Genomic DNA, 19501 nt, shown 5'->3' on the forward strand with positions numbered 1-19501 from the left:
GTTGGCTGCGGCGTCAAGTAATTACGTCATGCGTGCTAGGATTACGTTAAACGTAATCGTGCGAGGGCGGCGTGGCCACCAAGGAAAGAACGGACGCGGGCGAGGACGAGGCGCCCGCGCGCGCGGGCAGCGGAGTGCAGGCGCTGGAAACCGGCCTGACGGTGCTCGACGCCTTCGCCGACGTCGTTCGCCCCATGATGCTCAAGGAAGTCGCCCTGGCGGCCGGCATGCATCCGGCCAAGGTGCATCGCTACCTGGCCAGCTTCGTCAAGCGCGGCTACGTGGAGCAGGATCCGCAGGGGCGCTACAGCCTGGGGCGCGGCGCGCTGCGCATCGGCCTGGCCAGCCTGGCCTCCCTGGACGCCGTCCGGCTGGTCACGCCGCTGCTGGACGAGCTCAGCAACGCGCTGGGCGAGACCGTGCTGGCGGCGGTCTGGGGCAACCGCGGGCCCACCGTGGTGCAGTGGCGCGACTCGCCCCGGCCGGTCATGGTGAACGTGCGCCCCGGGTCGGTCCTGCCGTTGCTGTCGTCGGCCACCGGGCGGGTGTTCGCCGCCTTCATGGAGCCGCCGCTGACAGCGTCGCTGGTCGAGGAAGAGCTGAAGGAGCGGGCGGCCGAGGGCGCATACCCCTCGGACGACCGGGAAGTCGCGGAACTGCTGGACGGCGTGCGCGCGCTGCACCTGGGCCGAGTCACCGGCGACGTCCTGCCCGGCGTGGACTCGGTCAGCTCCCCCGTCTTCGACTACGACTCGCGCATGGTGCTGGCCATCACCGCCCTGGGCAACAGCGCCCGCTTCGATTCCGACCCCGCCGGCCCCATAGCCACCGCGGTCCGCCAGGCCGCCGCAACCCTGTCCCATCGCCTGGGTTACCCGGGCGCCGCCAGGTCCTCATAAGAAAAAGCCGCTCGACAGAGCGGCAAATGACTGCACCCAACACCAGTATGACCCTGGCGAAGGATGGCGCGAACTCCGTACCATCCCCAATATCGCGGGTTCGTGATCAATCTGAATCTGCGAATATTTCCGCTCTTCAAGACCCCCCGAGGCTCAATACTCCGCCGTAAGCGTGATCTCCCCGCGGATGTCCGTGCCGTTGTTGATGACCACGCGTACGGTCTTGGGCTTGCCGTCCGCCTTGCCGCGATAGGTGACGATGTAGCCGCCGGCCGCGACTTCGGCGATGGGCAGGTCGATCAGGCTGAATTCCTTTTCGTCCCATTCGAAGTAGGCTCCGCCGGTGCCCGCGGCGCCCGCGAAAACCTTCATGTCGGTGTGCTGCCGCGGATTGTCGATCGCCGGCGATACCACGTGCACGACAGCCTTGCCCTTGAGCTTGGTGATGAGATCGGCCGCCAGAGGAGGGATCCAGCGACCGCTGATGCTGGCCTCGGAATAGGTCGATCCGTTGTGCGATACCACATCGGTGACCACGATCAGCACGCGTTGTGCGCCGGTACGCCAGGGCGTCTTGTCGTAGGCGAACTGCAGTGCGCCGACTCCGTTCTCGGGGCCGTCGCCGCCCCCCGTCGCGGTTTCCTCGGTGATGAACTGCTTGAACTTGGCGAAATCGGTGGTGGGCGCGAAGACCTGGCGTTCGCTCGGGTCGAAGGCCGGCGGCTGGGTGCTGCCCGTGCCGAGGCGCGGGGAGCCGGTGGTCTTGGTGTCGAACGCATCGCCGAAGGTGACCGCGCCCAGCTGGACGTCCAGGCCGCTCTTGCCGAGAAAGTCGGCGAACTCGATGATGGACGTCTGCACGCTCTTGAGGGCGCCGCTCATGCTGCCCGTCGTGTCGAACACGAACACCACGTCCGCCTTGGCTCGCGTCGAATCCTCGCCGATGCGGCGCACGGTGTGGCCCTTGACGATGCCGTTCTCCACCACGACGAAGTCATCCGCTTCCAGGTCGGGAACGCCCGCGCGCGTCAGGTTCGCGCGGGTGGCCGCAAACTTGTTGGGACCGGAGCGCATGGACAACTGCCGGGCCGACAAGGTCGTGGCGGTCGGCGCGGCGAAACCCGCGATGTTGATGTCGAACAGGCCGCTGCCATCGGTCCTAGCGGCGACGGACCCGGCCGCCGTGATGGTGGGATCGGTGATCGGCGCGGGCGGCTTGGCGGTGCTGTCGGCGTAGGGGTCGGGCGGCGGCGGGGTGCCCGGGTCGCCTCCGCCGCTCGAGGTGACCGCCCCGTCTCCGCCGCAGCCCGCGAGGAATCCCGCGACCAGCAGCGCCATCAATCCATTCCTGGAAAACAGTTTCATCATCGTGCTCCCTGACGTCCCCCCCTGGGGGCGCATGCCATGAATGCGCGGCGCGCGGACCATCCTGGTGAAAGAGGGTGGGCCGTGCGACGCGGACTGGTGTTGAACCGCGGTCCGAATCGGATCAGGGGTTCGTGCAGGGGATGGTAGGGAGGAACCGCAGGCCGCTGAATATGGCAAACGGCGGGCCGGAACTAGGCCGAAAGGGGGAGGGGAGCCGCGCCTCGGGCGTGGGCGCGGCGAGGGAATCAGGCGATTTCGTAGTCGACCATGCAGCCGGAGCTGAGATAGCGATCCATCCTGGCGCGCGTTTCCATGTGGACCGGATGGGCGTGATAGGCCTGCAGTGCGTCGCGGTCGGTGAATACCGTGTAGACCACGACGTCCAGCGCCTTGCTGGACGTGCTGAAGTTCAGGCCCGCCTCGGATTCCAGCAGGCCCGGGATGCGTCCGCGCTGTGCCGCGATGGTTTCGCGGATGATGGCGAAGACCGATTCGCGGGTCTCGCCTTCCTCGAGTTTCAAGCGCCACATGGCGATGTGCTTGATCATGGAAGCTCCTTGGTGCGTGCGTGGAAGTGGTTCGTCTAGCGCGCCGCGAGCCGCCACAGCGCCGTGGTTTCGGCGGCCCGGGCCGCGTGCAGCGGGTCGTTCCCGTCCCGGACCTTGGGATGGCGGGGGCGGGTCTCGATCCGGTCGATCACCCGCAGGCCGGCGTTCTCCACCAGGGACAGCAGTTCGTCCCGGGAGCGCAGGCCCAGGTGTTCGGCCAGGTCCGACAGGATCAGCCAGCCTTCGCCTTGCGGTGCCAGATGTGCGGCCAGCCCGGCCAGGAAGCCGCGCAGCATGCGGCTGTCGGGGTCGAAGACCGCGCGGTCCAGGCCTGCGTGCGCGGGGCCGGGCACCCAGGGAGGGTTGCAGACGATGAGTTGCGCGCGGCCCGGGGGAAAGAGATCGGCCGCTTCGACGCGGACACGGTCCGCCACGCCGAGCCGGTCGATGTTTTCGTGCGCGCAGGCCAGCGCGCGGGGATCGGCGTCGGTCGCCACGATGCGGCGCACGCCGCGCCGGGCCAGCACGGCGGCCAGGACGCCGGTGCCGGTGCCGATGTCGAAGGCGGTGTCCTGGCCGGGCAGCGGCGCCTGGGCCACCAGATCCACGTATTCGCCGCGTATCGGCGAGAAGACTCCGTGATGCGGATGGATGCGGGCGCCGAGCGCCGCCACGGGCACGCCTTTCTTGCGCCATTCGTGGGCGCCGACCACGCCCTGCAATTCACGCAGCGAGACCACGGCGTCGCGGCCGATCTCGCCGTAGGCTTCCCGGCAGGCCTGCCGCACGTCGGGCGCCCGCCGCAGCGGAATGCCGAAATCCGCGTCCAGGGGTACCAGCAGCATGCCCAGCGCACGTGCCCGTTGCAACTGGGCCTGCCGGTACAGATGGAAGGTCTGGGTGATGGTCGCGCCCGGCTTGAACGGCCGGCGGTCCGCTCGCCGCGCCATGGCCTGCAGCAACAGGCGGGCGTTCTGGAAGTCGCCCCGCCACAACAGCGCCGTGCCTTCGCAGGCCAGGCGGTATGCCTGGTCGGCCGGCATGCGGTCGTCGGCGGCCGCGACGCGCCGGGGAGGAGGATGCCCCCCGGCCGACAGCCATGCCGCCTCGCGGGGTTCGGGATCGTTCCAGTGCAGGATGTCGTCGGCAGTCGTCACGGCGGGAAAAGGCAAGGGCGAAGGGGGCCGAGTCTACTCCATCGGCGCGGCCCGGCGCCGCCAGACCGTGGCGAGCCAGGGTTGCTGGGCGCGGGGCAGGCCGGCGGGCCGGTAATAATGTTCGAGTTCGTCGAAGCCGGCGGCGTCCAGGTAGCGGCGCCATTGCTCCAGGTCGTGGTAGACGCCGTAGCGGCCCCGGTTCCAGCCTTCCTCGTTGTTGCCGCGCGGGTTGGAGCAGAACAGCACGCCGCCGGGCTTGAGCGTGCCGCGCAGCGCCGCCAGCACGCGCGGCAGGTCCTGGCTGGGGATGTGGAACATCGAGGCGTTGGCGAAGATGCCGTCGAAGCGGCCGGCGGGCAGGTCCAGCGCCAGGAAGTCCTGGCACCATACCTCGCAGCCGCTGTGCGAGCGCGCCATGGCGGCGAAGGACGGCGAGCCGTCCAGGCCCACGGCCTCGTGGCCGCGCTCGCGGAAGGTTTTCAGGTCGCGGCCCGGCCCGCACCCGAAGTCCAGGATGGCCAGGGGCGGGGGCGCGGCGAGGTGCCGCAGCAGCGCGTCGATGTTCTGCCCGACGTCGTGGTCGCGCGTGCCCTCCCAGAAGGCGGCGGCGTTCCGTTCGTAGTAGTCCAGCGTGGGGGCGGAAATGTCTCGGTGGGGGTCGGTCATGGGGTTCGGCGGCGTGGGCCGTGCGGGTTATGATCCAGGGCCTACGTATACGATCTTGTCGCGGAGACCTGCCTGATGCCTGCGTTCGACTACGACCTTATCACCATTGGCGCCGGTTCGGGCGGCGTGGCCGGTTCGCGCCGGGCCGCGTCGTACGGCGCCCGCGTGGCGATCTGCGAGGACGGCCGGGTGGGCGGGACCTGCGTCATCCGCGGCTGCGTGCCCAAGAAACTGCTGATGTACGGCTCGCAGTTCGCCGATGCCTTCCAGGACGCGGCCGGCTACGGCTGGAGCGTCCCGGACGCGAGCCTGGACTGGGGCGCCCTGGTGGCCGCCAAGAACCGCGAGATCGATCGCCTGGAAGGCATCTACCGCCGGATGCTGGACCAGGCCGGCGTGACGCTGATCGAAGGCCGGGCCGTAGTGGTGGACCCGCATACGGTCGAGGTCGCCGGCAAGCGCCATACGGCCGAGCGCATCATGATCGCCACCGGCGGCCATCCCGTGCTGCCCGACATCCCCGGCATCGAACTGGCGATCACCTCGAACGAGGCGCTGTCGCTGGACAAGCTTCCGGATGACGTGCTGATCGTGGGCGGCGGCTATATCGCGCTGGAATTCGCGGGCATCTTCCGCGGCGCCGGCGCGCGCGTGACCCTGGCCATCCGGCGTGACCAGGTGCTGGGCGGATTCGACCAGGACATCCGCCAGAGCGTGGCCGAAGGGCTGCAGCGGCGCGGCGTCGTCATCCGGCCGCACACCCGCGTGGTGGGAATGGCGCGGCGCGACGGCCGCATCGCCGTGCAGATCGACGATGGCGAGATCTTGATGGTCGACCAGGCGATGATGGCCACGGGCCGCGCGCCCAATACCCGCGGCCTGGGGCTGGAGGCCTGCGGCGTGGCGCTGGGCGAGCGCGGCGAGATCAAGGTGGACGGCCAGTCGCGCACCAGCGTGCCCAGCATCTACGCCGTCGGCGACGTTACCGACCGCCTGAACCTGACGCCCTGGGCCATCGCCGAAGGGCGGGCCCTGGCCGAGACGCTGTACAACGACAATCCCATGCAGGCCGATGCCGAGAACGTGCCCGCGGCCGTATTCAGCCAGCCGCCGGTGGCCACGGTCGGCCTGTCCGAAGAAGATGCCCGCAAGCGCTACGGCAAGGTCCGCGTCTATCGTTCGCGCTTCCGGCCGATGAAGAACACGCTGTCGGGCCGCGACGAACAGACCATGATGAAGCTGGTCGTGGACGACGCCAGCGACCGGGTGGTGGGCTGCCACATGGTCGGCCCCGATGGCCCCGAAATCATCCAGGGCCTGGCCATCGCGATGAAATGCGGCGCGACCAAGCGGCAGTTCGACCAGACCATAGGCCTGCACCCGACGGCGGCCGAGGAGTTCGTCACCATGCGCGAGCCGGTCGGCGCCTGAGAGAAGGAAAAATGAACATGCCCGCTTCCGCCCCGTCCAGCCTGGATGCCCCGCTGATCGTCACCGTGGCGCCCAACGGGGCCTACAAGAAGACCGCCGACCACGCCGCGGTGCCGGTCACCCCCGGCCAACTGGCCGAGACCGCCAAGCGCTGCCTGGACGCCGGCGCGGCCATGCTGCACATGCACGTGCGCAAGGCCGACCAGTCGCACAGCCTGGAGCCCGAGGCCTACCTGGCCGCCACGCGCGCCGTGCGCCAGGCCGTGGGCAACGAACTGGTGGTGCAGATCACCACAGAAGCCGCGGGCGTGTACGCTCCCGACGAACAGGTCGCCTCGGTGATGGCCGTCAAGCCCGAGGCCGTGTCCGTGGGGCTGCGCGAGATCGCGCTGGGCCCGCAGGCCGATGCCCGCGTCGCCTCGCTGTTTTCCTGGCTGGCCCGGGAAAGGGTCATGACCCAGGTCATCCTGTACGACACCGGCGACGTCGAACGCTGGATGGACTACCGCCGCCAGGGCGTGGTGCCCGACGCGCCGTGGTTCGTGCTGTTCGTGCTGGGGCGCTACAGCGCCGGCCAGACCTCGTCGCCGTCCGACCTGCTGCCTTTCCTGGCCGCCTACGACCATGCCCATCCATGGGCCATGTGCGCGTTCGGCCGCCACGAGCACGCCTGCGCGGCGGCGGCGGCCGCGCTGGGCGGGCATGCGCGCGTGGGGTTCGAGAACAACCTGTACTTGCGCGATGGATCCGTCGCCGGCGACAACGCCGCGCTGGTGCGGCAGGTGGCCGAGGTCGCCGGTGCGCTGGGGCGCAGGATGGCGACCGCGGACCAGGTGCGCGCGCTGTTCCTGGGCGACGAGCGCTAGGCTCGCGCCCGCCGCATCCGCCGGATCAATCCAGGCGGATGTCCGCGGCCCGCACGATTTCTCCCCACTTGGCCGCTTCGGCGCTGCGGTACTTGGCGAAGTCCGCCGGCGTGCCGCCTAGCGGCTCGGTGCCCGAGGCCGCCAGTTCCTGCTTGTAGTCGGCGCTGGACAGGATCTTGTTGACGGCCTTGTTCAGCGTGTCCACCGTGGCGGCCGGCGTCGAGGCCGGGGCGACCAGGCCGAACCACGCTTCGGAGGCAAAGCCCGGCAGCGTCTCGGCCACGGTGGGGATGTCCTCCATGCCCTTCACGCGCCTGGGCGAAGCGACACCCAGCGCCCGCATCTTGCCGCCCTTGACGAAGGGCAGCGTGCTGGGGGAATTGTCGAACATCACCTGCACCACGCCCCCCATGAGGTCGGTCGCCGCCGGCGCGCTGCCGCGATAGGGAATGTGCTGGATGCCGATGCCCGCCTGGGTCTTCAGGAGTTCCATCGTGAGATGGCTGGTGGTGCCGTTGCCCTGCGAGCCGTACGACAGCTTGCCCGGGTGCTTGCGCGCGTAGTCCACCAGTTCGGCCACCGTCTTGAACGGCGCGGACGGATTGGCCACCAGCATGATGGGCACCGCGGCCACCAGGGCGACCGGCGCGAAGCTGGTGGCCGGGTCGTAGCCGGGGTTCTTGTACAGGTGCTGGTTGATGCTGAGCGGGCCGGCGGTGGACAGCAGCAGCGTGTAGCCGTCGGGCTGGGCGCGTGCGACGGCCTGCGCGCCGATGTTGCCGCCGGCGCCGGGACGGTTCTCGACGACCACCGTCTGCTTGAGTTCCGTTCCCAGGCGCGCCGCCAGCGACCGGGCGATGATGTCCGTCGTGCCGCCCGGCGGGAAGGGAACGACGAAGGTGATGGGTTTTTCGGGATAGGCGGCGTGGGCGGACGCGCCGGCGGCAAGCATGGCCGCGGCCAGCAGGAAGCGCGGGTTCAAGGGCATGGGGGGTCTCCTGGATATTTATGGTGGGGAAGGGGCGCGGATCACGCCTGCCGCGGCACAGGCTCGAAGCCGTACAGCGCCTGCGGGTTGTCGACGAGCATCCGGTGGCGGTCGGCCGCGTCGGGTACCCAGAGCGGGATGAGGTCGACCAGGTCGCCGTCGTTGGGCATCGGGCCGGTATGGATGGGATGGGGCCAGTTGCTGCCCCAGATCATGCGATCGGGGCGCGCGGCCACCACGCGGTGGATCATCGGCAGCATGTCGGCGTGCGGGTAGGGCTGGCTGGACAATCGATACAGGCTGGCCAGCTTGATCCAGCAGCGGTCGGTGTCCAGCAGCGACATCACCGTCGCGAAGGACGCCGAATCCAGCCCCTCGTCCGCGCGGATGCGCGCCAGGTGATCCAGCACGTAGTGGCAACGCAGCCCGCGCAGCCGGTCGGCGACAGCCACCAGTTCCTCGGAACGGTGAAAGTGCAGCAGCAGGTGCCAGCCCATTTCGTCGGCCTCGGCGGCCAGGGCTTCCAACTGGTCGAAGCCTACGCCGCCGGAGACCACGGTCGACATCCGGAAGCCGCGTACGCCCCGCGCATGCAGCGCCTCGCGCTCGCGCAGCGGCGTGCCGGGCGGCAGCACGGCGATGCCCTTGATGCGGGGGCCGAGCCGTTCCATGGCGTCCAGCATCGCGGCGTTGTCCGTGCCGTGGGCGCCGCCCTGGACCAGCACGCCGCGGTCGAATCCCAGCGTGGCCAGCATGTCGCGGTACTGGTCGGCCGAGCAGTCTTCCGGCGTATAGCTGCGGTCGGGCGAGAACGGGAAGCGGTCCCGGGGACCGAAGATATGGGCGTGGCAGTCGCAGGAGCCGGGGGGCACGGCGAAGGCGGGCGCGCGGGTATCGCGGTCCGGGCCGGGGCAGGCTTGCATGGCGGGTTCCTTGTTCAGGCCTGGGCGGCCAGTTCGCGCTCGCGTTCGGCGATGCGGATCAGCATCTCGGCGCCGCGGTTGGCGGCCGAGACACCCCGGAATACGAAGGCCAGGTTCACCACGGCCTGCATCTCGTGCCAGCTTGCGCCGGCGCGGCGGGCGGCCACGCCATGGATGACCGCGGCGTCGCTCAGCTCGGCCACCAGCATGGCGAAGATCAGCAACTGCACCTGCTTGTCGTCGAAATGGGCGGTCTCCAGCGCGTGCGCCCGGACCTTCTCCTGCAACTCCACCATGAGCGGATCCAGCGCGCCGGTCACGTCCAGCCGGGCCTCGACCCGCGGGGGCAGGAAACCGGCCATCTGGCGGTAGCTGGCGGCGCGCTCTTCCTTGGTGGCGAGGGGGTCGGCATAGGAGCCGAAGGTTTGCTGGACGAAATCCGGATCGGGACGCGAGCGCTGCATGAAATCTCCTTGATCGATTTAAATATAGTAATCGATTATTTTTTGTTTCTTCAATTTTTTGTTTTCATCGATAATTCTTACGAGGACGTATCGAAGCCGCTAGAATGCACGTTGCGCCACGCGCTTTCATTCCGAGTTCCAGCATGACCACACTGACCGATACGTCTTCCGCAAGCGCCCCCACGCTGTCCACCACCCTGGTCGAGGCCCTGCGGGGTTCGATTCTTGGCGGCACGCTGCTGCCCGGCAGCAAGCTCAGGCTGGACGAGTTGCGCGAGCAGTACGACGTCAGCCTGAGCCCGCTGCGCGAAGCGCTGACGCGCCTGGTGTCCGACGGGCTGGTCGTGACCAACGACAAGAAGGGCTACCGGGTGGCGCCGGTCTCGGCCGACGATTTCCGCGAGGTCACGGCCCTGCGGATGAACCTGGAGGTCATGGCCCTGGGCGAGTCGATCCGGCGCGGCGACGAAAACTGGGAAGATGCGCTGGTGGCCGCGTACCACCGGTTGAGCCGGCTCGAGGCCGCGGACCGCAGCGGCGACAAGCTGCCGGCCTGGGAGAAGGCGCACCGCACCTTCCACATCACCTTGTTTTCGGCCTGCGGCATGCCGCTGCTGCTGCGTTTTTGCAATACGCTGCATGACCTGAGCGACCGCTACCGCCGCCTGTTCCTGGCCAGCAATTCGCCCGACCGGAACGTGCCGGCGGAGCACGAGGCCATCTACCAGGCCGCCCTGGGCCGCAATGCCGAACTGGCGTGCGACATCCTGCGGCAGCACCTGTCGCGTACGGGGACGAATCTATTGAGCGTGCTGCCGGACGGGGAGTCCGGCGCGGCCGGCCGTTGACCGCTCAGTTGGCGGGCGGGTAGCCCCGGCTGCCCAGCAGCGACGACAGGTCGCGCGCGGCCTGCAGGACGACCTGTTCGGTGCGGGTGCGGGAATCGGCATCGGTGCCGAATGCCGCCTCGGGGCCCGCCACGCTGATGGCCGCGGCGGCCTCGCCCAGCGCGCCGAACACGGGCGCGGCGCAGGAGTTGATGCCTTGCTCGAATCCCGAGAAGCTCCAGGCACAGCCGCGTTCGCGGTCGGCCGCCAGTTGGGCGCGCAGCTTGCCGGCCTGGGCCGCCGCCGCGGGATCCGCGGCCAGCAGCGCATCCAGAATGGCCGGCGGTTGCCAGGCCAGCAGCATGCGGCCCGGCGTGGTCAGGTGCGCGGCGACGCGGCTGCCGACGCGCACGCTGCTGATCAGGCCGGCCTCGGGCATGTCGCGCAGCAGGTAGACGACGTGGCCGCCATCGAGCGCGGCCAGGTAGGCGGAGACGTTCAACTGGCGCCGCACGTCGGCCAGCACCCGGCGGCCCAGGTCCAGCATGTCGTTGGCCGCGGTGGCGGCGGTGGCCAGTTTCAGGAACGGGAGGCCGATGCGGTGCCCCCCCTGGGGCAGGGCTTCCAGCACGCCTTCGTGTTCCAGCGTGGCGATCAGCCGCATGACCGTGACGCGGTTGACGTCGATGCTGCGGCCGACCTCGCTCAGGTTGGACGTACTGCCGCCGTCGACCACGTAGCGCAACAGCCGGAACGCCCTGACCACCGGCGAGACCAGGGCGCCGGGCTTGCCGGCGGATTCGTCGCTGTCCAGGGGTTCTGCGGAAAATGACATGGAAGATCAGGCCAGGGGCACGGTCCAGGCATTGTATTCGTACACCCAGTCGGCATTGCCGCCTTCCTTGAGCCAGTTGTTGCCGCGCGAGCCGATCTGGACCCGCGCGGTGCGGTCGTGGCGGGCGGCCTCGTAGCGCTTGAGGGCTTGCGCGGGCGCATCGGGGGTGTCCGCCAGGTAGCGGGCCAGCACCACGGCATCCTCGATCGCCATGCCGGCGCCCTGGGCCATGAAGGGCATCATGGGATGGCAGGCGTCGCCCAGCAGGGTGATGTTTCCGCGCGACCAGGAAGGCAGCGGGTCGCGCACGTACAGCGCGGACTTCAGCACTTCGTCGCAGGCCGCGAGCAGCGCGCGCGCCTCGGGATGGAAATCGGCGTAGGAGGCACGCAGTTCGTCGACGCTGCCCGGCATGGTCCACGACTCATGGCGCCAGCTGTCCTGGGGCGTGGTGGCGAAGATGAAGATATCGCGGCCCAGGTTGAGCGGGAAGGTGACGATCTGGGTCTCGGGATTGGGGCCCCACCACTTGGTGAAGGCGCCCAGGTTGGGCACGCCTTCCAGGCGCGAGGCCGGCACCACGGCGCGATAGGCCACCACGCCGGTGAAGTCGGGATACTCGTCGCCCAGGAGGTGCTTGCGGACCGTGGAGTGGATGCCGTCCGCGCCGACCAGCACGTCCACGCGCTGGGACGTGCCGTCCTCGAAGCGTACGGTGATGCCGTCCGCGCCTTCGTCTATGCCCACGGTGCGCTTGCCGAGGTGGATCGTGGCGGCGGGCACGGCCTGCTCCAGCGCGGCCAGCAGGTCGGCCCGGTGCATGGTCAGCTGGGGCGCGCCATAGCGCGTTTCGGCGGCCTGCGACATTTCCAGGCGGGAGGTTTCCTCGCCCGTATCCCAGGTGCGGCTGATGCGGTGCGTGGGGCGGGCCGCGGTCTTGCGCAGTTCGTCGCCCACGCCCAGGCCATCCAGCGCCAGCACGGCGTTCGGGGTGAGGTTGATGTCGGCGCCGACGCGCGCGAACCTGGGGGCCTGCTCGAAAACCACCGATTCCAGGCCGAGCTTGCGCAGGGCGATCGCCGCTGCCAGCCCGCCTATGCCTGCGCCGCTGATACCGATGAGGGGCGATGCCATGGAACTTCTCCTGTGCCGTGCTGCGTTGTACAAAAATGAACGATAAGTTCAAAAAATTCTAAAGAGGCGGCAACCGGATGTCAATGGGAAAAACACCTGCGCCTGGCCAGGAAAGGGCACGCACGCAGGCGCCGCTGTGACGAGGAAACAACTTGAGACGGGCGCGAGCGCCCGGGCGCGCGGTCGATGGTACAGTCCTGCCAAAACAAGGCTGGTGTCATGTCTGAGAGCGGATCGCATCCCCGGGCCAAGGCGGCCCACGTCGTCACTTTCCCCGTAATGGCCGCCGCCGGGCCGGCTCGCGGATCCGCGCCGCGAGGGCCGCTTCCTCGATCCGCCCGGTGACGAGGCCGGGCATGAGATCCTGTCTGCTGGCCCTGTGCTGGCTGTTCGTCCTGGCCGGGCCGGCGCGCGCGGACGAACGCATCCTCGAATTCTTCAGCGACATCAAGGTCGAGCGCAGCGGCGACCTCCTGGTGACCGAGAACCTGCGCGTACGCTCCGAAGGCAAGCAGATCAAGTACGGATTGCAGCGGGATTTCGCGCGCTTGTACCGGCGCGCCGATGGCAGCCGCGCGGCCGCCGGGCTGGACGTCGTCTCGGTGCGGCGCGACGGCCGGGCCGAACCGTTCGTTTCGTCGCGCCTGCGGGACGGCGTGCGGATCTCCACCGGCCGTCCGGACGTGGTGTTCCGTCCCGGCGAATACCAGTACACCCTGGTGTATCGCGTCACGCGGCAGTTGCAGGCGGCCGGCGCCGAGGACAGGCTGGCCTGGGACGTGACGGGCACGGATTGGTCCCTGCCCATCGACCGGGTGCGCGTGCGGGTCGTGCTGCCGTCGGACGAACCGGTCCGGCAGGCCGCGGTGGCCGGCGGCGCCGGCGCGCCGGGGCGGGTGCAGGAAAAGGAGGCCGGACGCGTGGTGTTCGTCTCCACGCGCGTGCTGGAGCCAGGCCAGAACATGACGGTCGAACTCGGTTGGCCGGCGGGCGAGGTGCGGCGGCCTGGGCCGCTCAAGGCCTGGTGGTACGGTGTGCAGGACCACGCCGAGTTCTGGGTCGCCGGCGTCGGGCTCGCGCTGCTGCTGCTTTATTACCTGGCCGCCGCCACGCAGGCGTGGCGGCTGGGGCGGCATGACAGGACGCCGCAGGCCGATCCGCCGGAAGGCCTGTCCGCGCCCGCGCTGCGCTACGTATACCGCAAGGGCTATGACCGCTGGGCCTTCCTGTCCGGCATGATGGAATTGCTGGCCCGCCGTTCGGTGCAGGTGCTGGAGCGGGCGGACGGACGCTATCTCGAGCGCCTTCCCAACCAGACCGGCAGCGATGCGCGCCACGATCCGCTGCTCAACGCCATGCTGGGCCGTTTTTTCGCGGGCGGCCGCACCCTGCTGCGCCTGGACGGACTGTACCGGCGCTGCTACGACGAAGCGCAAGGCGGCCAGCGTGAATGGCTGGACGAGGCCTATGCCCGCTCGCTGTTCGTGGTCTACGGCGATCGCGCGCGCAAGGGGGCCTATCTCTGGATCGCCATGACGGTGGCCCTGGTCGGACTCGCCATCGTCCGCGAGGGCAATCCGCTGTCGTGGGCCGCCTGGGGCATCCTGCTGCCGCTGCCCGCGGTGCCGGCCTGGTTCGCGGTCTATGCGCAGTGGCGGGCCGGGGCGACCAGCCTGGCGAGCCGCACGGTGCTGAGCGTGCTGGGACTGCTGTGCCTGGCGGGCGGGCTCGCGGTGCTGGCCACGCACGTGGAGTCGGCCAGGCTGCTGCTGATCGGGCTGGCGCCGCTGGCCTCGCTGGTGCTGGTGTGCGCGGGCTTTCTCGGCCTGCGCGGCTATACCGCGCAAGGGCGGGCCCTGCGGGCCCGGATAGACGGCTTCCGCAGGTTCCTCGCCCGTCCGCCGGTCCTTGCGCCGGCCGATGCGGAAAGCGCGCTCGCCCGCTACGAACGTTACCTGCCGCATGCGCTGGCCCTGGGCGTGGATCGCCGCTGGGCGGCCGCGCATGCGGCGCAGGCGCGAAGCGCGGCCTCTGCCGCGCGGGTAGACATGCAGGCCCGCTATGGCGGCCTCCACGACCCGCTGGCCCGGCCGCGCGCGGTGATGCGCACGCTGGACCGCTGGGCCGCCAAGGCCTCGCCGGTTCGCGCCCCGCGCACCGCGCGCGGCGGGGATGCGGAAGAGGCCGGCGAAGGCCGGCGGTAAAATCGGGCAAACACGGAGTTCCCCGCATGGCAATCACCCTCAAGTCCCCGCAGGAAATCGAAGCGATGCGCGTGGCGGGCGGCATGGCGGCCGAGGTCCTGGAGATGATAGGCGAGTATGTCCAGCCGGGCGTCTCGACCGAAGAACTCGACCGCCGCTGCTACGAATACATCACCCAGGTCCAGAAGGCCATTCCCGCCAACGTCGGCTACCACGGCTTTCCCAAGACGCTGTGCACGTCCATCAACGGCGTGGTCTGCCACGGCATACCCAAGCCCGAGGACGTGCTGCGCGACGGCGACATCATCAACATCGACGTCACCGTGATCCGGGACGGCTGGCACGGCGACACGAGCCGCATGTTCTACGCCGGCACGCCGTCGCCGGAGGCCGAGCGCCTGGTCAACGTCACGCTGGAAAGCATGCTGCGCGGCATCGCCGCGGTGCGGCCGGGCGCGACGCTGGGCGACGTGGGCGCGGCCATCCAGACCTATGCCGAAGATGCCGGGTTCTCGGTGGTGCGCGATTTCTGCGGGCACGGCATCGGCCGCAAGTACCACGAGGCGCCCCAGGTACTGCACTACGGCCGGCCGAACAGCGGCCTGCGCCTGAAGAAGGGGATGGTGTTCACCATCGAGCCCATGCTCAACGCCGGGCGCCACGAGGTACAGGTGCTGGACGACGACTGGACCGTGGTGACCGTGGACGGTTCGTGGTCCGCGCAGTGGGAGCACATGGTGGCCGTGACGGACGACGGCTACGATATCCTGACCGCCTGGCCGAACCGCCGCTGAGATTTCCGTTCTGTCCGTGGCCCGCAGCGCCGGGCCATGCCGTTCCCGCCGCCGCGTCCGTATCGGCGCGGCGCGTGTTTCCCAGTCATCCTCTTGTCCTGCCGGTCGTATCCATGCCGTCTTCCGCTTCCGCTTCACGCCCCGACGCCCACAGCCCCCTGGCGCAGTGGCTGGCCTATCTCGAATCCATCCACAGCCGGCCGATAGACATGGGCCTGGACCGCGTGCGCGAGGTGGCCGGGCGCCTGGGGCTGGCCCTGGATGCGGTCACCATCGTGGTGGGGGGCACCAACGGCAAGGGCTCGACCTGCGCCATGCTCGAGGCCATGCTGCTGAGCGCCGGGTACAAGGTCGGGCTCTACACCTCGCCGCACCTGCTGGATTTCAACGAACGGGCGCGCGTGAACGGCGAACCCGCCAGCGACGCCGCGCTGACCGAGCAGTTCGCCGCCGTGGACGCGGCCCGTGGCGATACGTCGCTGACTTATTTCGAACTGACCACGCTCGCCATCCTGCGTCTGTTCGCGCAGTCGGGGCTGGACGCGGTCATCCTGGAAGTCGGGCTGGGCGGCCGCCTGGACGCGGTCAACATCGTCGACGCGGACTGCGCCATCGTGACGAGCGTCGACCTGGACCATGTCGAGTGGCTGGGCGACGACCGCGAGAAGATCGGCTGGGAGAAAGCCCACATCTACCGCCCCGGCAAGCCCGCCATCTGCGCCGATCCCATGCCGCCGCAATCGCTGGTGGACTACGCCGGGAGCATAGGCGCCGACCTCTGGCGCTTCGGGCGCGACTACAACTACGCGGGCGACAAGCAGCAATGGAACTATGGCGGCCGCCACCAGCGCCGCAACGCGCTGGCCTATCCGGCGCTGCGCGGCGCCAACCAGTTGCTGAACGCTTCGGCGGCGCTGGCCGCGCTCGAGGCCCTGCACGACCGGCTGCCGGTGCCCCAGCAGGCGGTGCGGCTGGGCCTGTTGCAGGTGCAATTGCCCGGCCGCTTCCAGATCCTGCCCGGGCAGCCCACGGTGATCCTGGACGTGGCGCACAACCCCCACGCCGCCGCCGTGCTGGCCGACAACCTCGACAACATGGGGTTTTATCCGTACACCTATGCGGTGTTCGGGATGCTGGGCGACAAGGACATCGACGGTGTCATCGCCAAGCTGGGCGACCGCGTCGACCATTGGTATTGCGCCGGCCTGCCCGGGCCGCGCGGGCTGGGCGGCGAGGAGCTGGCCGCGCGCCTGCGGGCCCGAGGCGTCAAGGAAGACAAGGACTCGTCGATCCAGGCCTACGCCGACCCCGCCGCGGCCTATGCGGCGGCGCGGGAAAGGATGGGCGAGGGTGATAGAATCCTGGTCTTCGGATCTTTCCTTACCGTGGCAGGCGTGTTGGCGTCGATGCGTGCGGCCAGGCCCGCCCGCGCGGTCTGAGCCGGAGCCCCCTCAGGGGGCGGCGCAAGACCCTGCCGCCCGTTTCAGCCGGACGTATCAATGGGATTGCTCGAGCGCAAGAAGAAGGCGGCCACGACCACGGCCAAATCCAGCCGCGCCGGCTATGCAGCCGGGGCCGATTCGCAGGATCCCGCCCAGGAAGCGCGCCGCCGCGCCAGGCGCCGCCTGGTAGGCGCCATCGCCCTGGTCCTGGCGGCGGTCGTCGTGCTGCCCATGGTGCTCGATTCCGAGCCGCCCATGCTGCCGGACGACATCCCCATCCAGATTCCCGACCGCAACCTGGCCACGCCCGAACCGGTGGCCAAGGCGCCGGCACCCGAGGCGCCCGCCGCGCCGCCTCCGGCCGAGACGCCCGCGCCGCAGCCCAAGCCGGAGCCCGCGGCGCCCCCCGCGCCCAAGCCGGAGCCTCCGAAGCCCGAGGCGCCCAAGCCCGAGCCGGCGAAGCCGCTGGCCCAGCCCGAACCTCCCAAGCCCGCGCCGCCCAAGCCGGCGCCCAGCGACACGGCCCGCGCCGATGCCGCGCGCGCCGAGGCTGCCCGGGCCCGCGCCTTGCTGGAAGGCGGCACGTCCGCCCCGGCGGCGCCCAAGCCCGACAGCAAGGGCAGTTTCGCGGTGCAGATCGCGGCGTTTTCCACCGAGGAGCGCGCCAACGACATGCGCGACCGGCTCAGCGCCGCAGGCATCAAGAGTTTCACCGAGCGCGTGAAGACCGGCAAGGGCGACGTGTTCCGCGTCCGGGTCGGTCCCTTCGCCTCGCGCGAGGCGGCCGATGCCGCCCGGGCGCGTGTCAGCTCGGCCGGTTTCAGTAGTTCCATCGTGCCGCTGTGACCAGTTTCGACTACGGCGTCCTGCTGATCCTGGGCGCGTCGGTGGTGATCGGCCTGTTCCGCGGCCTGGTGAAGGAAGTCCTGTCGTTGATCGCCTATGTCGCCGCATTCGTGGTGGCGGTGCGCTACGGACCGCTGGCCTACGAGTGGCTGGCGGCGTATATCGAGAATTCGGGCCTGCGCGCGATCGTGGCCTACGCGGGCGTGTTCATTGCCGTGCTGCTGGCGGTAGGCCTGGTCAACGTGGCGCTGGGGCTGCTGCTCAAGGCCACCGGCTTGTCGCTGGCCGATCGCGGCCTGGGTGCCGTGTTCGGCCTGGTGCGCGGCGTGGTCATCGTGATGGTCCTGGTGGTGGCGGCGGGATTCACGCCCTTGCCCAAGGAGCCGTGGTGGACCGGAGCCGTCCTGTCTCCCTATGCGGAAGAGGGCGTGCGGGCGGTCAAGCCGTATGTGCCGGAACAGTTCGCGGACTGGATCCGCTATTAAGAAGTTTGTGCTGCTGATAAGAGGCTCTCATGTGTGGAATCGTCGGTGTCGTCTCGCACGCGCCGGTTAATCAGTTGCTCTACGACAGTCTGCTGCTGCTGCAGCATCGCGGTCAGGATGCGGCGGGCATCGCCACGTCCCAGGGCAATACCTTCAATATGTACAAGGCGCATGGCCTGGTCCGCGACGTCTTCCGTACGCGCAACATGCGTTCGCTGCCCGGAAACTCGGGCATCGGCCAGGTCCGCTACCCGACCGCCGGTTCCAGCTCCAGCGCGGAAGAAGCCCAGCCGTTCTACGTCAACGCGCCGTTCGGCATCACCTTCGCCCACAACGGCAACCTGACCAACTGGGAGTCGCTGCGCGAGGAACTGTTCCGCGTCGACCGCCGCCACATGAACACCAATTCCGATTCGGAAGTGCTGCTCAATGTGCTGGCGCACGAGCTGCAGCGCGCCTCGAACGGCGTGTCGCTGGACGAGGACGCCATCTTCCGGGCCGTGTCGGCGGTGCACAAGCGCGTGCGCGGCGCCTATGCGGTGGTGGCCGAGATCGCCGGCTACGGCATGCTGGCCTTCCGCGACCCCTACGGCATCCGGCCCCTGTGCCTGGGCAAGGTCGAGACCGAGGGCGGCGTCGAGTGGATGGTGGCCTCGGAGTCGGTCACGCTCGAAGGCATGGGCTTCAAGTTCGAGCGCGACGTGGCGCCCGGCGAAGCCGTGTTCATCGACCTGAACGGCCGCTTTACCTCGCGCCAGTGCGCGGACAACCCGCAACTGAGCCCCTGCATCTTCGAATACGTCTATTTCGCGCGGCCCGATTCGCTGATGGACGGCGTGTCGGTATACAGCGCGCGCCTGCGCATGGGCGAATACCTGGCGGACAAGGTTGCCCGCAACTTGCGCCTGGGCGACGTCGACGTGGTGATGCCGATTCCCGACTCGGCCCGGCCGGCGGCGATGCAGCTGGCCGCGCGGCTGAACCTGGACTACCGCGAGGGGTTCATCAAGAACCGCTATGTCGGCCGTACCTTCATCATGCCCGGCCAGGCGGTGCGCAAGAAGTCCGTGCGCCAGAAGCTCAACGCCATGAGCGAGGAGTTCAAGGGCAAGAACGTGCTGATCGTGGACGACTCCATCGTCCGCGGCACCACCAGCGGCGAGATCGTCGAGATGGCCCGCGCGGCGGGGGCCAACAAGGTGTTCTTCGCGTCGGCGGCGCCTCCGGTGCGCTTCCCGAACGTGTACGGCATCGACATGCCCACCCGCAGCGAACTGATCGCCCATGGCCGCTCCGACGAGGAGATCGCCCGGGTGATCGGCGCCGACGCGCTGATCTACCAGGACCTGGCCGCCATGCGCCAGGCAGTCAGCGACATGAATCCGGCGCTGACCCAGTTCGAGTCGTCGTGCTTCGACGGGCATTACGTGACGGGCGACGTGACGCCGGAGTACCTGGACCACATCGAGCGCATGCGCAAGAGCCGTGGCGAGGAAAGCGGGGCCGGCGGCCTGCGCGTCAACATGGGCTCCGCCGCGAACGAAATGTGACCCCACCCCCCTACGCCCGCCCCCTCAAGGGGGCGGCGCTGGCGGACCGGCAAAGCCGGATCCGCGGCGCCCTG

The 19501-nt window shown here is 69.4% G+C and carries 19 protein-coding genes; 10 read left to right on the forward strand and 9 right to left on the reverse strand.

Going from position 1 to position 19501, the window contains the following annotated elements; translation table 11 throughout:
- The first annotated feature begins 71 nt into the window (after window positions 1–71).
- Complete coding sequence (locus CDO46_RS24685; protein ID WP_087841220.1) at window positions 72–899, forward strand: IclR family transcriptional regulator; 828 nt, start codon at window positions 72–74, stop codon at window positions 897–899.
- Between the two features lie 153 nt (window positions 900–1052).
- Here the strand turns inward: CDO46_RS24685 and CDO46_RS24690 are convergent, their stop codons facing one another.
- The 4 genes from CDO46_RS24690 to CDO46_RS24705 form a co-directional block, all read right to left on the reverse strand.
- Window positions 1053–2237 (reverse strand): vWA domain-containing protein, encoded by a 1185-nt coding sequence (locus tag CDO46_RS24690; RefSeq protein ID WP_087841221.1) that lies wholly within the window; start codon window positions 2235–2237, stop codon window positions 1053–1055.
- 275 nt (window positions 2238–2512) lie between these two features.
- Entirely contained in the window at window positions 2513–2815 is a 303-nt protein-coding gene (locus CDO46_RS24695) for a Dabb family protein (RefSeq protein ID WP_087841222.1), read from the reverse strand.
- A gap of 35 nt (window positions 2816–2850) precedes the next feature.
- Complete coding sequence (locus tag CDO46_RS24700; RefSeq protein WP_243724619.1) at window positions 2851–3951, reverse strand: class I SAM-dependent methyltransferase; 1101 nt, start codon at window positions 3949–3951, stop codon at window positions 2851–2853.
- Window positions 3952–4005: 54 nt separating this feature from the next.
- Window positions 4006–4638, reverse strand: coding sequence for a bifunctional 2-polyprenyl-6-hydroxyphenol methylase/3-demethylubiquinol 3-O-methyltransferase UbiG (locus CDO46_RS24705; RefSeq protein ID WP_087841223.1), 633 nt, complete (start codon window positions 4636–4638; stop codon window positions 4006–4008).
- Between the two features lie 75 nt (window positions 4639–4713).
- Here CDO46_RS24705 and gor point away from each other — a divergent pair, with 75 nt between their 5' ends.
- Together gor and CDO46_RS24715 are read left to right on the forward strand one after the other, a co-directional pair.
- Window positions 4714–6069, forward strand: a complete 1356-nt coding sequence (gene gor / locus CDO46_RS24710) for a glutathione-disulfide reductase (RefSeq protein ID WP_087841224.1) — start codon at window positions 4714–4716, stop codon at window positions 6067–6069.
- Window positions 6070–6080: 11 nt separating this feature from the next.
- A complete protein-coding gene (locus CDO46_RS24715; RefSeq protein WP_087841225.1) occupies window positions 6081–6935 on the forward strand; it encodes a 3-keto-5-aminohexanoate cleavage protein in 855 nt (284 codons plus the stop codon).
- A gap of 25 nt (window positions 6936–6960) precedes the next feature.
- On the opposite strand, the gene CDO46_RS24720 is transcribed toward CDO46_RS24715, so the two are convergent.
- From CDO46_RS24720 to CDO46_RS24730, 3 genes are read right to left on the reverse strand one after another with little or no spacing between them, the layout of a single operon-like run.
- Window positions 6961–7923 carry a tripartite tricarboxylate transporter substrate binding protein gene (locus CDO46_RS24720; RefSeq protein ID WP_087841226.1) on the reverse strand — a complete coding sequence of 321 codons (963 nt, stop codon included), beginning with the start codon at window positions 7921–7923 and terminating at the stop codon, window positions 6961–6963.
- Window positions 7924–7964: 41 nt separating this feature from the next.
- On the reverse strand, window positions 7965–8846 hold the full coding sequence (locus CDO46_RS24725) for an amidohydrolase (RefSeq protein WP_087841227.1): 882 nt from the start codon (window positions 8844–8846) through the stop codon (window positions 7965–7967).
- A gap of 14 nt (window positions 8847–8860) precedes the next feature.
- Window positions 8861–9310 carry a carboxymuconolactone decarboxylase gene (locus tag CDO46_RS24730; RefSeq protein WP_087841228.1) on the reverse strand — a complete coding sequence of 150 codons (450 nt, stop codon included), beginning with the start codon at window positions 9308–9310 and terminating at the stop codon, window positions 8861–8863.
- A gap of 143 nt (window positions 9311–9453) precedes the next feature.
- Here CDO46_RS24730 and CDO46_RS24735 point away from each other — a divergent pair, with 143 nt between their 5' ends.
- A complete protein-coding gene (locus CDO46_RS24735) occupies window positions 9454–10158 on the forward strand; it encodes a GntR family transcriptional regulator (protein ID WP_087841229.1) in 705 nt (234 codons plus the stop codon).
- A 4-nt stretch (window positions 10159–10162) separates the two neighbouring features.
- On the opposite strand, the gene CDO46_RS24740 is transcribed toward CDO46_RS24735, so the two are convergent.
- Together CDO46_RS24740 and CDO46_RS24745 are read right to left on the reverse strand one after the other, a co-directional pair.
- On the reverse strand, window positions 10163–10972 hold the full coding sequence (locus CDO46_RS24740) for an IclR family transcriptional regulator (RefSeq protein WP_087841230.1): 810 nt from the start codon (window positions 10970–10972) through the stop codon (window positions 10163–10165).
- Between the two features lie 6 nt (window positions 10973–10978).
- A complete protein-coding gene (locus CDO46_RS24745) occupies window positions 10979–12106 on the reverse strand; it encodes an FAD-dependent monooxygenase (protein ID WP_087841231.1) in 1128 nt (375 codons plus the stop codon).
- Window positions 12107–12462: 356 nt separating this feature from the next.
- Here CDO46_RS24745 and CDO46_RS24750 point away from each other — a divergent pair, with 356 nt between their 5' ends.
- From CDO46_RS24750 to purF, 6 genes are all read left to right on the forward strand, one after another.
- The gene (locus CDO46_RS24750) at window positions 12463–14310 is read left to right on the forward strand and encodes a DUF2207 domain-containing protein (RefSeq protein WP_087841232.1); all 1848 of its coding nucleotides are present in this window, start codon (window positions 12463–12465) and stop codon (window positions 14308–14310) included.
- 26 nt (window positions 14311–14336) lie between these two features.
- Window positions 14337–15104: a type I methionyl aminopeptidase gene (gene map, locus CDO46_RS24755; protein WP_087841233.1), complete on the forward strand. Its 768-nt coding sequence runs from the start codon at window positions 14337–14339 to the stop codon at window positions 15102–15104.
- 113 nt (window positions 15105–15217) lie between these two features.
- Window positions 15218–16543, forward strand: a complete 1326-nt coding sequence (folC, locus tag CDO46_RS24760; RefSeq protein WP_087841234.1) for a bifunctional tetrahydrofolate synthase/dihydrofolate synthase — start codon at window positions 15218–15220, stop codon at window positions 16541–16543.
- Between the two features lie 60 nt (window positions 16544–16603).
- A complete protein-coding gene (locus CDO46_RS24765; RefSeq protein ID WP_087841235.1) occupies window positions 16604–17392 on the forward strand; it encodes an SPOR domain-containing protein in 789 nt (262 codons plus the stop codon).
- The gene (locus CDO46_RS24770; protein WP_087841236.1) at window positions 17389–17877 is read left to right on the forward strand and encodes a CvpA family protein; all 489 of its coding nucleotides are present in this window, start codon (window positions 17389–17391) and stop codon (window positions 17875–17877) included. Before CDO46_RS24765 ends, CDO46_RS24770 begins: the two co-directional genes overlap by 4 nt.
- A 29-nt stretch (window positions 17878–17906) precedes the next feature.
- The gene (purF, locus tag CDO46_RS24775; RefSeq protein WP_087841237.1) at window positions 17907–19427 is read left to right on the forward strand and encodes an amidophosphoribosyltransferase; all 1521 of its coding nucleotides are present in this window, start codon (window positions 17907–17909) and stop codon (window positions 19425–19427) included.
- Window positions 19428–19501 lie beyond the last annotated feature (74 nt).

Origin of the sequence: Pigmentiphaga sp. NML030171, assembly GCF_002188635.1 — a bacterium.
Classification (GTDB): domain Bacteria; phylum Pseudomonadota; class Gammaproteobacteria; order Burkholderiales; family Burkholderiaceae_B; genus Pigmentiphaga; species Pigmentiphaga daeguensis.

Excerpts from the sequence above, each read along its gene's own strand:
- CDO46_RS24695 (WP_087841222.1), bottom strand. The coding sequence starts at position 2,815 with ATGATCAAGCACATCGCCATGTGGCGCTTGAAACTCGAGGAAGGCGAG.
- map (WP_087841233.1), top strand. The coding sequence starts at position 14,337 with ATGGCAATCACCCTCAAGTCCCCGCAGGAAATCGAAGCGATGCGCGTG.
- CDO46_RS24765 (WP_087841235.1), top strand. The coding sequence starts at position 16,604 with ATGGGATTGCTCGAGCGCAAGAAGAAGGCGGCCACGACCACGGCCAAA.
- gor (WP_087841224.1), top strand. The coding sequence starts at position 4,714 with ATGCCTGCGTTCGACTACGACCTTATCACCATTGGCGCCGGTTCGGGC.
- CDO46_RS24705 (WP_087841223.1), bottom strand. The coding sequence starts at position 4,638 with ATGACCGACCCCCACCGAGACATTTCCGCCCCCACGCTGGACTACTAC.
- CDO46_RS24725 (WP_087841227.1), bottom strand. The coding sequence starts at position 8,846 with ATGCAAGCCTGCCCCGGCCCGGACCGCGATACCCGCGCGCCCGCCTTC.
- CDO46_RS24690 (WP_087841221.1), bottom strand. The coding sequence starts at position 2,237 with ATGGCGCTGCTGGTCGCGGGATTCCTCGCGGGCTGCGGCGGAGACGGG.
- CDO46_RS24735 (WP_087841229.1), top strand. The coding sequence starts at position 9,454 with ATGACCACACTGACCGATACGTCTTCCGCAAGCGCCCCCACGCTGTCC.
- CDO46_RS24750 (WP_087841232.1), top strand. The coding sequence starts at position 12,463 with ATGAGATCCTGTCTGCTGGCCCTGTGCTGGCTGTTCGTCCTGGCCGGG.
- CDO46_RS24730 (WP_087841228.1), bottom strand. The coding sequence starts at position 9,310 with ATGCAGCGCTCGCGTCCCGATCCGGATTTCGTCCAGCAAACCTTCGGC.
- CDO46_RS24720 (WP_087841226.1), bottom strand. The coding sequence starts at position 7,923 with ATGCCCTTGAACCCGCGCTTCCTGCTGGCCGCGGCCATGCTTGCCGCC.
- folC (WP_087841234.1), top strand. The coding sequence starts at position 15,218 with ATGCCGTCTTCCGCTTCCGCTTCACGCCCCGACGCCCACAGCCCCCTG.
- CDO46_RS24740 (WP_087841230.1), bottom strand. The coding sequence starts at position 10,972 with ATGTCATTTTCCGCAGAACCCCTGGACAGCGACGAATCCGCCGGCAAG.
- CDO46_RS24745 (WP_087841231.1), bottom strand. The coding sequence starts at position 12,106 with ATGGCATCGCCCCTCATCGGTATCAGCGGCGCAGGCATAGGCGGGCTG.
- purF (WP_087841237.1), top strand. The coding sequence starts at position 17,907 with ATGTGTGGAATCGTCGGTGTCGTCTCGCACGCGCCGGTTAATCAGTTG.
- CDO46_RS24715 (WP_087841225.1), top strand. The coding sequence starts at position 6,081 with ATGAACATGCCCGCTTCCGCCCCGTCCAGCCTGGATGCCCCGCTGATC.